Origin of the sequence: Paenibacillus sp. GCM10027628 (assembly GCF_042676385.1) — a bacterium.
In the GTDB taxonomy this organism is placed as follows: Bacteria; Bacillota; Bacilli; order Paenibacillales; family NBRC-103111; genus Paenibacillus_E.
In genome coordinates, this window is sequence record NZ_JBHTHA010000014.1 from 59,869 (window position 1) to 74,248 (window position 14,380).

The 14,380-nt window shown below is 48.7% G+C and carries 15 protein-coding genes and 1 pseudogene; 15 read left to right on the forward strand and 1 reads right to left on the reverse strand.

What is annotated here, in order from left to right; all coding sequences use genetic code 11:
* Nucleotides 1-21 precede the first annotated feature (21 nt).
* The 15 genes from ACFQZT_RS14205 to ACFQZT_RS14275 all read left to right on the forward strand — a co-directional run bounded on the left by ACFQZT_RS14205 (nt 22) and on the right by ACFQZT_RS14275 (nt 13,813).
* Nucleotides 22-1,305 carry a Gfo/Idh/MocA family protein gene (locus ACFQZT_RS14205; protein WP_379300872.1) on the forward strand — a complete coding sequence of 428 codons (1,284 nt, stop codon included), beginning with the start codon at nt 22-24 and terminating at the stop codon, nt 1,303-1,305.
* A 9-nt stretch (nt 1,306-1,314) separates the two neighbouring features.
* A complete protein-coding gene (locus ACFQZT_RS14210; RefSeq protein WP_379300874.1) occupies nt 1,315-2,076 on the forward strand; it encodes an SDR family NAD(P)-dependent oxidoreductase in 762 nt (253 codons plus the stop codon).
* A gap of 45 nt (nt 2,077-2,121) precedes the next feature.
* Nucleotides 2,122-4,056 (forward strand): DUF8034 domain-containing protein, encoded by a 1,935-nt coding sequence (locus ACFQZT_RS14215; RefSeq protein ID WP_379300876.1) that lies wholly within the window; start codon nt 2,122-2,124, stop codon nt 4,054-4,056.
* A 13-nt stretch (nt 4,057-4,069) separates the two neighbouring features.
* Nucleotides 4,070-4,390: an L-rhamnose mutarotase gene (locus ACFQZT_RS14220; RefSeq protein ID WP_379300878.1), complete on the forward strand. Its 321-nt coding sequence runs from the start codon at nt 4,070-4,072 to the stop codon at nt 4,388-4,390.
* Between the two features lie 199 nt (nt 4,391-4,589).
* Nucleotides 4,590-5,339, forward strand: coding sequence for an IclR family transcriptional regulator (locus ACFQZT_RS14225; RefSeq protein WP_379300880.1), 750 nt, complete (start codon nt 4,590-4,592; stop codon nt 5,337-5,339).
* A 51-nt stretch (nt 5,340-5,390) separates the two neighbouring features.
* Complete coding sequence (locus ACFQZT_RS14230; RefSeq protein WP_379300882.1) at nt 5,391-6,164, forward strand: SDR family NAD(P)-dependent oxidoreductase; 774 nt, start codon at nt 5,391-5,393, stop codon at nt 6,162-6,164.
* Between the two features lie 27 nt (nt 6,165-6,191).
* The gene (locus tag ACFQZT_RS14235; protein WP_379300884.1) at nt 6,192-7,094 is read left to right on the forward strand and encodes a fumarylacetoacetate hydrolase family protein; all 903 of its coding nucleotides are present in this window, start codon (nt 6,192-6,194) and stop codon (nt 7,092-7,094) included.
* Between the two features lie 31 nt (nt 7,095-7,125).
* Nucleotides 7,126-7,449, forward strand: a complete 324-nt coding sequence (locus ACFQZT_RS14240; protein ID WP_379300886.1) for a UxaA family hydrolase — start codon at nt 7,126-7,128, stop codon at nt 7,447-7,449.
* Nucleotides 7,450-7,463: 14 nt separating this feature from the next.
* Complete coding sequence (locus ACFQZT_RS14245) at nt 7,464-8,624, forward strand: UxaA family hydrolase (protein WP_379300888.1); 1,161 nt, start codon at nt 7,464-7,466, stop codon at nt 8,622-8,624.
* Between the two features lie 56 nt (nt 8,625-8,680).
* Complete coding sequence (locus ACFQZT_RS14250; RefSeq protein ID WP_379300890.1) at nt 8,681-9,475, forward strand: SDR family NAD(P)-dependent oxidoreductase; 795 nt, start codon at nt 8,681-8,683, stop codon at nt 9,473-9,475.
* 97 nt (nt 9,476-9,572) lie between these two features.
* Entirely contained in the window at nt 9,573-10,301 is a 729-nt protein-coding gene (locus ACFQZT_RS14255; RefSeq protein ID WP_379300892.1) for a (Fe-S)-binding protein, read from the forward strand.
* Nucleotides 10,298-11,812 carry a LutB/LldF family L-lactate oxidation iron-sulfur protein gene (locus ACFQZT_RS14260; RefSeq protein WP_379300894.1) on the forward strand — a complete coding sequence of 505 codons (1,515 nt, stop codon included), beginning with the start codon at nt 10,298-10,300 and terminating at the stop codon, nt 11,810-11,812. Before ACFQZT_RS14255 ends, ACFQZT_RS14260 begins: the two co-directional genes overlap by 4 nt.
* Nucleotides 11,805-12,530 carry a LutC/YkgG family protein gene (locus ACFQZT_RS14265; RefSeq protein ID WP_379300896.1) on the forward strand — a complete coding sequence of 242 codons (726 nt, stop codon included), beginning with the start codon at nt 11,805-11,807 and terminating at the stop codon, nt 12,528-12,530. Before ACFQZT_RS14260 ends, ACFQZT_RS14265 begins: the two co-directional genes overlap by 8 nt.
* Before the next feature lie 13 nt (nt 12,531-12,543).
* Nucleotides 12,544-12,993 (forward strand): L-fucose mutarotase, encoded by a 450-nt coding sequence (gene fucU, locus ACFQZT_RS14270; protein ID WP_379300899.1) that lies wholly within the window; start codon nt 12,544-12,546, stop codon nt 12,991-12,993.
* Nucleotides 12,983-13,813, forward strand: coding sequence for an amidohydrolase family protein (locus ACFQZT_RS14275; protein WP_379300901.1), 831 nt, complete (start codon nt 12,983-12,985; stop codon nt 13,811-13,813). Before fucU ends, ACFQZT_RS14275 begins: the two co-directional genes overlap by 11 nt.
* Before the next feature lie 84 nt (nt 13,814-13,897).
* Here ACFQZT_RS14275 and ACFQZT_RS14280 read toward each other — a convergent pair.
* Nucleotides 13,898-14,287: pseudogene (locus tag ACFQZT_RS14280) on the reverse strand (DDE-type integrase/transposase/recombinase); the annotation flags it as partial.
* Nucleotides 14,288-14,380: the final 93 nt, after the last annotated feature.

Sequence of the window (14,380 nt, forward strand, 5' to 3'; positions counted from 1 at the left end):
ACAATCTCGGGAGGATTTATTATGCAAAAAGTTACCGCAGTCCTGGTAGGTGCCGGACAAAGAGGCGCAGGAGCTTACGCCACCTATGCGATTAAATATCCGGAACAAATTCAATTTGTCGCTGTTGCGGAAGCGGACCCCATTCGAAGAAAACAATTTCAGGTTGACCACAATATTCCGGAAGAGCAATGCTATGAAAGCTGGGAACAGTTGTTAGAAATGCCGAAGTTGGCTGATGCAATGCTTGTTTGTACGCAGGACCAGATGCATTTTGAACCAGCCAGCAGGGCACTGCAAAAAGGGTATCACGTTCTGCTTGAGAAGCCGATGTCACACGATCCGCTCGAATGTATCATTATGGGGGAGCTTGCAGAGAAGTATCAGCGAATATTCTCGATTTGCCATGTGCTCAGATTTACTGATTTTTTCAAAACGATAAAAAGGCTGCTGCAGCAAGGCCGGATCGGCAGATTGGTTTCGATCCAGCATACGGAAAATGTTGAATATGCCCATTATGCCCATAGTTTTGTAAGAGGCAATTGGAGAAAATCCAAAGAATCGAGCCCGATGATATTGGCCAAAAGCTGTCACGATATGGATATTTTATTATGGCTTGCCGATGCCAATTGCACCAAGGTTTCTTCCTTTGGCGGACTAACGCATTTCAGAAAAGAGAGCGCGCCTGATGGTGCTCCTAAAAGGTGTTTGGACGGTTGTCCGGTTCAACATGAATGCCCTTACTACGCGCCTAAAATATACATGGATCGAAATGATTGGATTAATAAAGTTTGGCGAACTGTAGTTAGCAGTGATACTAGTGATGAGGGGGTACTCCAAGCATTGAAAGAAGGACCATACGGCAGATGCGTGTACCACAGCGATAATGATGTCGTTGATCATCAGGTTGTCAATATCGAGTTTGATAACGAGGTGACGGTAGCTTTTACGATGAGCGCTTTTACATTTGAGGGCGGGAGATCGTTGAAGTTGATGGGATCGCTAGGACAAATCAGAGCGGATATGGAAAGGAACGAGATTGAAATCACGAGCTTTGTGACAGGAGAGAAGGAGATCATCCGCCTTGAATCACCGCTTGAAGGACATGGCGGGGGAGATGAAGGCATCATGCAGGATTTTGTACGATTGGTACGCCAGAATGGATTGGAAGTTGGGCTCACATCAGCGAGTGCTTCTGTCGAAAGTCATCTCATGGCGTTTGCCGCCGAGAAATCTCGCTTGGAAAATCGGGTTATCCGAATTGACGATTTCAGAGAAGAATTGAAATCGGAATCGACTGCAAAATGAGGTGAGAATATGAAAGATTTACATGGCAAAATAGCTCTTGTAACCGGCTCAACAAGCGGTATCGGCAAAGCGGCCGCGATTGAGCTTGCGAGTCACGGCGTGAAAGTGGCTGTTCACGGCATGAATGAAGAACGGGGGCGTCAGGTTGTAGAGGAAATATGCAATCTAGGTGGAGACGCTGTATTTATACGCCAAAATTTATCTCTGCGGGAAGCGCCCAAGCAGCTCGTTGAACGAATAGTTGATCGTTTTGGAGGATTGGATATCCTTGTTAATAATGCGGCGCTTATTTGTAATAAACCGATTGAAGAAATCAAACACGATGACTGGGACTCGCTGTTTGAAGTGAATGTCAAAGCTCCTTTTTTCCTGACGCAGGAGGCGCTTCCTTGGTTAAAACGGAGCGGCGAAGGTGTCGTGATCAATGTAAGCTCGATTAACCGGCTTGTAAATTGTCCTAACAATCTCGTCTATGACGCGATGAAAGCCGCATTGAATCATATGAGCCGAGGGTTGTCGATGGATCTTCGAGAGGCGAATATTAGAGTGAATGCGATCATGCCCGGAGGAACGGCGACGCCGCTTTTAAACGAATGGTTTAGCATGACCCATCGTTCGCCCGAAGAAATAGAGCAAATCTATAAAGAAGCGAAAAATGTGGCTACACCTGAGCAAATCGCGAATGTAATCGTCTTAATGGCTAGCAAGCGCTCCAGCTGGATCAACGGCGCGGAAATTCCAGTTGATGGCGGCTTCCATATCGGATCGTAAAATGTAGTTCTAATTATGCAAAAGGGCAAGGGTGGGAGTGAAGGTATGACACTTGAAAGAAACCTATCAGAGATACCGTCAGTCACAGCAAAGGAGATATGGACACCTCCGACGTGGGCGCTGCTCGAACGTCAGCTCTTCGAAATGCTGAACAAGGCGGCGAAGGAGTTTGTTCAGAAGTATGTCCGTCCGGATGGAACGCTCATCTGGCGCAGTGAATGGCCAGGGATGGACGGCTCGGATGATCCGTATGAAGGATTTATGTACATTGCTTTGTTATACGCGCTCGGCGGCGATGAAGAACTTCGTGAAATGGCTTTGCGAATTTGGGAAGGTGTTACGTGGCAGTGGACGGAATACGGGCAAATTTATCGTGATTTTGATAGCTATTACGATTGGATGCATCATGGAGAAGGTTATTTGTTCTTTTATTTCCTTGGGCTGGCGGATCCTTTCAATTTGAAAAGCGTTCAGCGCGCTCGGCGTTTTGCAAGCCTCTATACTGGCAATGATGCGGAAGCGCAAAACTATGATGCCGAGAAAAAGCTGATTCGGTCGCCGATTACCGGCAGCCGGGGGCCACGGCACGAAATGTCCGAGGAAGACTGGTGTACACATCGAGGTATTCTTGACAACTATTTGGCTCCATTTGAGGACATTCCCGGTGTTGATTTTGCCAGCGGCACATGTCCTTGGTCGGACGATCAAGTGTATCGAACTATCATCCGCATCATGAATGAACGTATGGCGAAGGGGGATGTGCCGCTGAATCTGAACGCAACCGGACTTATCGCCCACGCCTATATGTATACCGGTGACGTAGAGCTGAAAAAGTGGGTTCTTGATTACGTTCAAGCCTGGAGGGAACGTGCCGAACAAAACGGCGGGATCATTCCCGATAACATAGGCCTTTCCGGTGAAATCGGAGAATATAACGATGGCAAATGGTGGGGCGGGTATTACGGCTGGCGCTGGCCGCACGGATTTTTGACGATCATTGAACCGATTGTCAATGCATCGATGAACGCCGTGCTGCTGAGCGGCGATTTGAACTGTTTACGTTTAGCGCGAGAGCAGTTGGATCGGAATTGGGAGCTTGGACGTGAAGAGAATGGGACTTGGGTGACACCGACCAAGCATTTCGACAGCGGATGGACTGCTTACCGGTTACCAAGTCCGATATATCCGATTCATTTGTGGACGGTTTCTATGGCGGAAGAAGATGCAGCCCGCGCAGATCGGATCGACATAATGCCATATGATCTGGACATCGATGTTCCTGAATATTCGGGAACCAATCCGAACACGGGGAAATTAACCAAGCATTATAACGGCAATACAGTCCAGTGGTTCCATTACATGCGTGGGAAAAATCCGGATTATCCGAAGCAAATTCTCGAAGCGAATTACAAATTGGTAGCTCGCCAGCTGTTGAAAATGCGCTCGGAAGAAGGAGATCCGAACCATTGGATTTCTGACGGATTCAGCCTTGGCGCTCTGTCAAGCATTCACAAATGGCAGGAAATGTGTCCGGTTTATTTTGAAGGGCTGCTGCAATTGACGCTAGGGTCACCGATGCACACTTCTCACGGAGGTTTGCAGCACGGTCGGGTGCGCTACTTTAATGCGGATCTAAAGCGCCCGGGTTTACCGGACGGCACGGCAGCGCTCGTCGAAGCGCTTCATGCCGATTCTGTGACTTTAAATCTTGTTAATCTCGATTTATTCGCAGATAAGCAAATCATCATTCAGGCAGGAATGTTCGGTGAGCATCAGTTTGAAAAGGTTACGGTTACGAGTCAAGAAGGAGACGTTCAAGAAACATTGCCGGCAAACAGTAAATGGTTCCTCATCAAACTGCTTCCTGGAACCGGAATTCGTCTGCATATGACGATGAATCGCTATGTCAACCCGCCGACCTATGAAACACCTTGGGGTAATCCCCAAGATACCGTTATGATTAGCGGCCGGGAGAAGTGAGGGGGAGCCGTGGATGAATCCCAAAGTAAAGAGAGAAATTCGTGTTGCCCGATTGCGCCGAGACCTTATCGTTGAATATCGTCAATTGCACGACCATATCCCCCAGCAAATTGTTAAGAACTTGATTGAGTCTGGGTACACAGATTTACAGATTTATCTGCACGGTGATTATCTGATCATGCTGACGGAGCATGATCAAACACAAATGATCCCTGATCGAACGATTGATGAACAGGCGGAAGAGGAATGGCATCATAAAACCGGGCGATGTTTTGAGTCTTTTTGGCAGCAGGCCGATAACATATTTGATATGCAAGAACAGATAAAAAAATGAAATAATAAGTTAAAATTGCAAATGGTTAGACAGGACAATATGCCTGCCTAGCCATTTGCTTTTTTGGCAGTATTAAATAGCAGGCAGATGATGAAATTGTCGTATTGACACCTCAAAATAACAAGTGATACTATAAAGGTATTAAAATATAAAACCACGGTTTATTATAATAAACCAATTTGCTTGGAGGCACTCAAACATGGAAAGGAAATACTGGGTTCCGGCTTTGGAGAAAGCGAACGATGTGCTGCAGCAGATTTGCGAGCGGCCTTCGGAGCTAAAACTGATCGATTTGTCCAAACAGCTGGGAATAAACAAAAGCTCCATGTTTACGCTGTTGAACACAATGGAAGCGCTTGACTGGGTTGTTCGTGAAAATGACGGCACTTACTCGCTTGGTTCCAAATTGGGCTTCTGGGGTAATGCATTCTTCAAACAGTTCAGTCTGATTGACCGGTTCCGGAAGGAGGCGGCTTTAACGAAGCATGTCATTCTCGAAACGATTCAGCTCGCAAAGCTGGAGCAGCGCGATGTGCTGTATCTCGCCAAGGAAGAGATGCCTTCTCCCGTAAGGATCGCCTCGGAACCCGGCAAGAAGCTGCCCGCTCATGCGACGGCGCTCGGCAAAGCGATGCTTGCATGGCTGGACCCATCTGAATTTGATGCGTTATATCCCGAGGATGAGCTTGCGCCCAGCCTCACGCTTCACACGCTGCAAACCCGGGAAGAGCTGCGCAGTAATCTCGCTGCCGTACGGGAAGCGGGCTGCGCGTTCGATCTGGAAGAAGCTGTGATGGGCTTCTGCTGTGTAGCCGCGCCTGTTCGGGATGGGGAAGGGCGGATTATCGCCGCCATCAGCTGCTCGATGTTCAAGCACGAGTGGGAGCAGAAGCGGGAAATGGCGCAGAATGAGATTTGCGCACTGGCGCAAAGATTGTCACAATCCTGAAGCTGGCGAATAGGTTACAACCTTACTAATTTGAATAAGGAGTTGAATGTAATGAGGCTTCTGAACAAAATCATTTTAATCACCGGTTCCGGCTCAGGAATCGGGAAAGCGACGGCACTTCTTTTTGCCAAGGAAGGCGCAACGGTGATCGTCAACGATTTGGACCTTGTTAAAGGACAGGAGACAGCGGATGAAATTACAGCAGGAGGCGGGTCGGCCATATTTATTCAAGCCGATGTGACCATTCCTGAATCGGTAAAGTCGATGGTGGACGAAGTCATCGCAAAGTTCGGCAGGATCGACGTGTTGTTCAACAACGCTGGAGTCAGCGGCGTAGGCGCCATCCACGAAGTAGAACCGGAAGCGTGGGACCGTGTTATGAACATCAATATACGCGGCGTATTTTTACCGAACAAGTACGTGATTCCTCATATGATAGAGCAGAAGAACGGCTCAATTATCAATATGTCTTCTTGTATCGCCGAGATCGGCTTGGCACGCCGGGCTTCCTACTCTGCAACGAAGGGAGCTGTGCTGGCTTTAACGAAATCCATGCAGGTCGATTATGCGCAATACGGTATTCGCGTGAATGCGCTTATGCCGGGTACCGTCCTTACTCCATTTGTTGAAAATTACTTGCGCAACTCCTACGACGATATTGAGGCAGGCTACGAATCGCTCAAAAAGCGTCAGCTCAGCGGCGATTTGCTTCGTCCCGACGATGTGGCCAAAGCAGCGCTATTCCTTGCATCGGACGATTCGAAATTCATGATGGGCTCTCCGCTCTACATTGACGGCGGAGTCGTCTTCGGCAAGAACTGCTAATTTAAAATCGGAGGCTATAGAAAACCAATGAAATTATTAACTTTTATTGAAAACGGACAACAGAAGCTAGGCGTAAAAACGGACAGAGGCGTTATTCATATTTCCAAAGCATTGGAAAGCGTATCTGCAAAAGATCATATTGCGACCACCGTGCATCAGGTTATTGAGGGGGGCGAAGCAGCGATATCTGCGCTGCAGGCTTTTGTGAACGAAGCTCTGGCTGCAGGCGGCAGCTACATCCTGAACGAGGCGGATCTTACTTACGGTCCGTGCGTTACGCATCCGAATAAAATGATTTGTGTCGGACTTAACTACCGCAAACACGCGGAAGAAACGAATGCGCCCATTCCGCAATATCCGATTTTGTTCAATAAATTCAATAATACGCTGACCGGGAACGGTCATGATGTTCAGTTGCCGATTAAAGTTACCAGCAAAGTGGACTATGAGGCGGAGCTGGTTATCGTTATTGGCAAGGAAGCCAAGTATGTTGATAAAGAAAACGCGCTTGACTATGTATTCGGATACTGCAACGTCAATGATTTGTCCGCCCGCGATTTACAGCTGCGCACACATCAGTGGCTGCTCGGCAAATCTTGCGACGGATTCAGCCCGCTCGGTCCTTACCTGGTTACAGCCGATGAAGTGGGTAACCCGAACGATTTGTCTATCCGTTGTATCGTGAACGGCGAAGTCCGTCAAAGCTCGAACACTTCGGATATGATTTTCCATTGCGATGAGATCGTCAGCTACATTTCGCAGCACATGACGTTGGTGCCTGGCGATATTATTCTCACCGGAACGCCTGAAGGGGTCGTGCTCGGATATCCGGAGGATAAGCAAGTATATCTGAAAGACGGCGACGTCGTGACGATCGAAATCGAGAAGCTCGGATCTTTGACCAACCGGATGGTTAACGAGAGAGCCTAATATTAATATAGATAAAAGGAGGCGGCCCCTAATGGCTGGACCTATTGAAGCCGGCGCCAGTGCGCTTGTCATGGATGCACGCGATCATGTCGCAACCGCGATCAATGATTTACAGGCCGGAGACCACATCACTTACTTGAAGGATGATCAGGCTATTGAATTGGTACTGCTTGACCCGGTACCATTCGGGCATAAAATTGCTATTGAAAATATTCCTGCAGGTACGGAAATACGTAAGTACGGAGAGGTCATAGGGCGCACAACGACAGCCATTCAAGCCGGGCAGCATGTTCATGTGCATAATGTCGAAGGTATCCGAGGTCGCGGCGATAAAGCGAATGCAGAAAAACAATAAGGAGGAGCTTAGATATGACTCATATGATGGGATATAGAAGGCCGAATGGCGACGTAGGCATCCGCAATCATCTATTAATTATTCCTACGGTCATCTGTGCCAACCAAGTGAGCAGCCGGATCATGCAGATGGTGCCCGAAACTGTAGCCATCCCGCATCAGCACGGCTGCAGCCAGATCGGAGCCGACAAGGAACGGACATTCGAGGTGCTCGCTGGAACCGGTCGTAATCCGAATGTCGGAGGCGTCATCATCATCAGTCTCGGCTGTGAGGTTGTCGATCCTCATGAGCTCGCTGAAGCGATTCGCCCGACAGGCAAACTGATCGAAGTGTTCGATATCCAATCGGTAGGCGGCTCAGTCAAAGCGATTCAACATGGCGTAGAGCTGGCCAAAGCGATGCGTGCCCAGCTTGACGCGATGCAGCCGGAGCCGGTCGCGCTAAGCGAGCTTATCATTGGCGTCAAGTGCGGGGGCTCGGACGCAACCTCGGGTCTGGCATCCAATCCGGCGCTGGGCGCAGCTGCCGATACACTGATCCAGCATGGAGGGGGCGTTGTTATCGGCGAGACGACCGAAATCATCGGCGCCGAGCATGTCCTCGCTTCCCGCTGTGCGACTCCGGAAACGTCGGAAAAGCTGTACCACATCGTCGACAGATTTGAAAAAGAGGTAGAGCGGATGGGCGCCGATATGCGAGGCGGCAATCCGAGCCCAGGCAATATTGCCGGCGGTTTAACGACGATCGAGGAGAAATCGCTTGGCTGTATCAGCAAGTGCGGCACTGCTCCGATTAAAGGAGTTGTTGAGTATGCGGAGCAACTTCCGAAGCATGGACTCTACTTCATGGATTCCCCGGGAAATGATATCGAATGCGTGTCCGGGATGGCTGCAGGCGGCGCGCATCTCGTCTGCTTCACCACAGGTCGGGGAACGCCGACCGGTTCGGCCGTTATACCGGTGATCAAAATTACCGGAAACACACGGATGTACGAACGCATGTCTGATAATATGGATGTGAACGTCGGCGAAATGTTGGATGGCACGCTCAGTCTCGAAGCGGCGGGAAATCTGATTTGGGAAGAAATCGTTGATGTAGCAAACGGCAAGCTGACTAAAGCCGAAATTTTAGGCCATACGGAATTCAGTATTAACCGCATCGGTCCGAGCCTGTAATACATCGCTTCTAAGAGACGTTTAAAAATATGCTGTTGCCATAGGAGGCATTAGAAATGGGAAGATTAGCTAACAGAGTGGCGCTCGTTACTGGTGCAAGTCGAGGTATCGGAGAAGCGATCGCAATTCGTTTGGCGGAGGAAGGCGCGCATGTGGCGATCAATTACACGTCGGAACGTTCCCGACCGCTCGCGGAGAAGGTGAAGGAGCAGGCAGAAGCTCTGGGTGTGAAAGCGATGATCGTCCAAGCGGATGTAGGCAATAAAAAGCAAGTTGAAGACATGTTCGCGCAAGTGCGCGGGCAGCTAGGTGAAGTGGAAATTCTCGTCAACAACGCCGGTATCGCACCGTTCGAGCCGTTCATGCAAGTATCGGAAGAAACATGGGACCGTACCTATAATACGAATGTCAAATCGATATTCGTCGCTTCGCAGCTTGCAGCTAAGTCGATGATTGAGAAGCGATACGGCAAAATCATCAACGTATTATCGACTGCCAGTTTGATGGTGACAAGTCCAGTTATTCCGCATTATCAGTCGTCCAAGGCTGCTGCCCATATGTTGACGAAAGGCATGGCGATCGAGCTTGGCAAATTCAATATTAACGTAAACGCTGTAGGTCCGAGCACCGTGGACACCGATATGTGTACGGACTTCCTAGCTGATCCGGCGATTCGCGCCAAGGAGATCGAAGCCAATCCTATGAAGCGGCTCGGTACTTCCCGGCAAATTGGCGACGCCGTCGTGTTTCTCGCGTCCGACGAGGCCATGCAGATCAACGGTCACTTGCTGATGGTCGACGGCGGGCTTACAGTCAAGGCCGCCCAGCCGGACGACCATATGGATCATTAAAAAAGAATAGCGATTCGCGATCATAAAGAAAATCCTCCAAGAACGACAAGGAGTGATTTTCTTTATTATAGATAGAATTCTTCAAAAGAGGTGCATCATGAAAGTATCCCTATTCATTACTTGTTTAAGTGATGCCATTTACCCGAGAGTGGGTACAGCAATGGTCCGTCTATTAGCCAGATATGGCGTTAAATTAGAGTTCCCGACCGTTCAAACGTGCTGCGGCCAACCTGCCTATAATAGCGGGTACTGGGATGAAGCAAGGACAACGGCTAAAACGATTTTAGAAGCCTTTGAAGATAGCGATTTCGTCGTTTCTCCATCAGGCTCTTGTACGTATATGATTCATCATTATGCAAATCTTTTTCAAGACGATCCCGTTTATTTGGACAAAGCAGTGAAGCTTCAGAAGAAAACGTATGAATTTACTCAGTTTCTTGTTCAAGTACTTGGCGTTACGGATATCGGCGCAGTGTTTCCGCATAAAGTCACTTATCATCCGTCATGCCATGGCAGCAGGCTTCTGGGCGTCAAGGATGAGCCGATGGGGTTGTTAAAAAATGTAAAAGGATTGCAATTTGTGCCGCTCCCTTTTGCAGAGGATTGCTGCGGGTTTGGCGGTACTTTTGCTGTGAAAATGGCGGATATTTCAGGTGCTATGGTTACGGAGAAAGTAGATCATGTGAAAGAAACGGAAGCGGAAATTCTGGTAGGTCTGGATATGGCGTGTTTAATGAATATCGCCGGCAATTTGCGTTATCGCAACGAGCCGGTCAAGGTCATGCATTTGGCTGAGTTGTTATACGAAGGAGTGGGCCGGTTATGAATGCGACAACCCGCCAAACCGTAAAAGAAAGGGCAGACCTGGCGCTCAATGATGAGTTTTTGCGCAAAGCGGTCCGTTTCACGACCGAAAGGCTGCGGAGTGGCAAGAAGAATGCATCCGAAGAACATGGCAATTGGGATGAGTGGCGGGAAAGGGGAAGGCAAATCCGGCTTCACACGATCGCTCATCTGGATTATTACTTAAATTTGTTCGCTAATAACGCTCGCGCTAATGGGGTTCATGTCCACTTTGCCGAGACATCGGCGGAAGCTGTGAAAATTGCCCTGGCTATTGCCGAGAGCAGGGCAGCCAAATCCGTTGTCAAATCAAAGTCAATGGTCACGGAAGAACTGCACTTGAATCATGCCCTCGAATCGATTGGGGTGGAGGCGATCGAGACGGATCTAGGCGAGTACATTATTCAACTTGCCGGAGAAACGCCTTCCCACATTATTATCCCGGCCATTCATAAAAACAGGTACCAGATCGCGGAGCTGCTCTCTGAAGTCGCAGGAGAGTCGCTGCCGCCGGATACTTCGATTCTCGCCGGCTTCGTTCGCAAGAAGCTGAGGGAGAAGTTTCTTGAGGCCGACATCGGCATGACGGGCTGTAACTTCGCGATTGCCGAGACGGGATCTATGGTTTTATTTGAAAATGAAGGCAACGCCCGCATGGTAACGACGGTTCCTAAAACGCAAATTACGTTAATGGGTATGGAAAGGATCATTCCGTCCTGGTCGGATCTGGAGGTTATGGCTACCTTATTACCGCGATCGGCGACAGGTCAGAAGCTGACCGTCTATATGTCGGGAATAACGGGACCCAGACGAGAGAAGGATGCCGACGGGCCTGAGGAAATGCATATCATTATTGTGGATAACGGACGTTCTCTGCAGCTCGGCGACCCGGAATTTCAAGAGCTGCTCAATTGTATCCGTTGCGGCGCTTGTTTGAACGCTTGTCCCGTGTACCGGCATATCGGAGGCCATGCTTACGGCGGCACCTACAGCGGTCCGATCGGCGCCGTTTTAACGCCGGCCTTAAAGAAAAACGTAGCCGAGTGGGATGATATCGCTAATGCATCCAGCTTGTGCGGCGCTTGTTACGAAGCGTGTCCGGTTAAAATTCCATTGCACGATATGCTTGTATCTTTACGCCGGCGCAAGGTGGAGAGCGGACATGGGAAATTGCTGGAATCCATCGGGATGAAAGGCTTTGCAGCGGTCCTGGGAAATTCCGGCCGGTTCAAACGCGTTTTGAAGCTTGGGAAATTGGGGCAAAAGCTTGTCGTTCGAAGCGGAGAAATCCGTTCGAAGTTGGGTCCGCTTAAAGGCTGGAACACCTATCGCGTTGCGCCGAGCTTGCCTAAAGAATCTTTCCGTGAGCAGTGGGAAACGCTGGAGCAAGAAATTCGATATGGTCTGCAGAAGTTGGATCCAGACGTTCGGAAGAGGATGGAAGCCATTGTGAAGGAAAGAGAGAATGGCGGAGGAGGTCACAGACATGGCTAATGCGCATCAGGAATGGTTAGATCAGCTTGAAGCAGAATCGTTGGCAAAGCAGGAAGCTTTTATGAACGGTATTGCCGGTAAGCTTGGAAGACCTCGTGTGACCGAAAAGCCGAGTCATCCTTTCAGGGGGGCGCCCGATTTCTGGAATGCTTTTGAGCTGCCGATCGCAGAGCGGATCGAGAGGTTTACAGCCAATTTTCAAAGTGCCGGCGGACATGTGGTCCGATTGGCAACGATGGAAGACGCCAAAACGTTCATCGTGAGCAAAGCAACGGAGACGAGTGCGAAATACATCATCCGACAGGATCAGCAAGAGCTGGGCGACCTTGATCTGGAAGGAGAACTGCCGGATGCGAAGGTAACTGTATGGAATCGCGATCAAGATGAGAACTGGAAAGCTCGTGCCGCAGAAGCGGACTTTGGCGTTGTGGTAGCTGACTATGCGACAGCTTATACAGGATCGTTGACGGTTCTTTCCTCAAGTAGCAAAGGCAGGTCGGTTAGTCTTCTGCCAACCATATTGATGGCTATTGTTCCAATTGAGCGGTTGGGGACGCGCTTAGGGGAAACGCTGGTTAACTTTGATACCGCCGGAAGAGAGAAATTGCCTGCGGGTATTCACTTCATCTCCGGGCCGAGTCGTTCGGCAGATATTGAAAATGACCTTACCATCGGTGTTCACGGACCTGGAATTGTTTATGCAATCATCGTAGGATAGGAGGGAACCTTCCATGTTAATCGGAATATCCAAGCTGATATCGCCTGATTTGATCAAGATTCTGATGGAGATGGGCCATGGCGACGAAATCGTCCTTGCAGACGCGAATTTTCCCGCAGCGAGATTAGCCCAAAGACTGGTTCGCTGTGACGGCCATCCGGTTCCGGAGCTGCTTGATGCGATTCTTCGTCTTTTCCCTCTCGACCAATACACTGACATGCCTGCGGCACTGATGGAAGTTGTCCAGGGCGATCCGGTGGAAACACCGATTTGGACCAGATACCAGGAAATCATTGAACATCATAGTGAAAAAGATAAACCGTTCCAAGACTTCGAATATGTGGAACGGTTTGCTTTCTACGAACGTGCCAAACAAGCATATGCGGTCATTGCGACAGGTGAATCCGCCCAGTATGCGAACATCATTTTGAAAAAAGGGGTGATCGTAAGCCATGCGGATTGATGCGCATCAGCATTATTGGAAGTTAGACCGCGGTGATTACGATTGGCTTACTCCGAATTTACCCGTCTTGTATCGTGATTTCCTTCCGTCCGACTTAAAGCCTCATCTCAGCAAACATAGGCTGAGTGGCTCTGTGGTTGTTCAGGCTGCCACAACGCATGCGGAAACGGATTATATGTTGTCATTAGCAGGTGAGAATGAATCCATTCTCGGCGTAGTTGGCTGGCTTGACTTGAATGATTCATCGTATAAGGAAACCTTCGAGCGATTTCAGCGGCATTCCAAATTTGTAGGATTCCGGGTCATGATTCAGGAAATGCCGGATGCGAACGCTATTCTCCAGAAGCATTTTGTAGAGGCGCTGACCTACTTCAGCTCGCTCAGCACACCGGTTGATCTTCTCGTGACCTCCCGTCAGTTGGATCCTCTTGTCCAGCTCATAGATGCAGTGCCGAATTTGCGGTGCGTCATCGATCACATTGCCAAGCCTGAAATTGTCTTTCAGCGGATGGAACCTTGGAAGAGCCAGATGAGGGAGATCGCCAAACATGCGAATGTGTATTGCAAATTGTCGGGGATGGTGACAGAGGCTGACCATCAGCAATGGAAACCATCCGATTTCACGTCGTACATCCAATATATAATCGAAATATTTGGCCCTGACCGGGTCATGTTCGGCAGCGACTGGCCGGTTTGCCTTCTGGCAGCCGATTACGATCAAGTTGTGGATGTCTTGACACAAGCGCTTCCTACAAGCTGGACACAACAGGAAATCGATCAATTATTCGGGCTTAACGCCAAAATGTTTTACAAACTTTGATATGAAAAACCGCTCCGGGGTTGGCATTGCGGGTTGTGGTGCAAAAAATAAAAAACTAAAGTACTTATCACTTTAGTGGTTAGATTATACTGCCAATCCAAATAATATATTGATCAGTTCAACCGTTGAAAGGACAGACGAATGATTGTATTCGGCCTGTCCTTTCCTAATCATATGCATGGCTTCGATTCCTTTCAAGGTCCTATCAGCAGTCAAAAACGATTTGAAGCCAAGCATTGGATTTGTAATTTTTTTTATGAATCGGTGATCTTGTTCTACAATGTTGTTGAGGTACTTTGTTTGTCTGATTAAGGTTTCTTTTGACAAAGAATTTTCACGTATTAACTGCTGCAAAGCGTGTGGATATGAAGGGTTCTTATCAACTGTGATTACGCGTGGTGATTGATTATGAGGCGAAGATAACGCCTTTTTGAAAAATCGTTTTGCTGCATCAACATCCCGATTAGCGGATAACACGGTTTTTTTTATTGAAGTAATCGGCAGGATGCTTGAATAAATGCTATAATATTACAAAAATATTTAGGTACAAATAGTATAATTTATTGG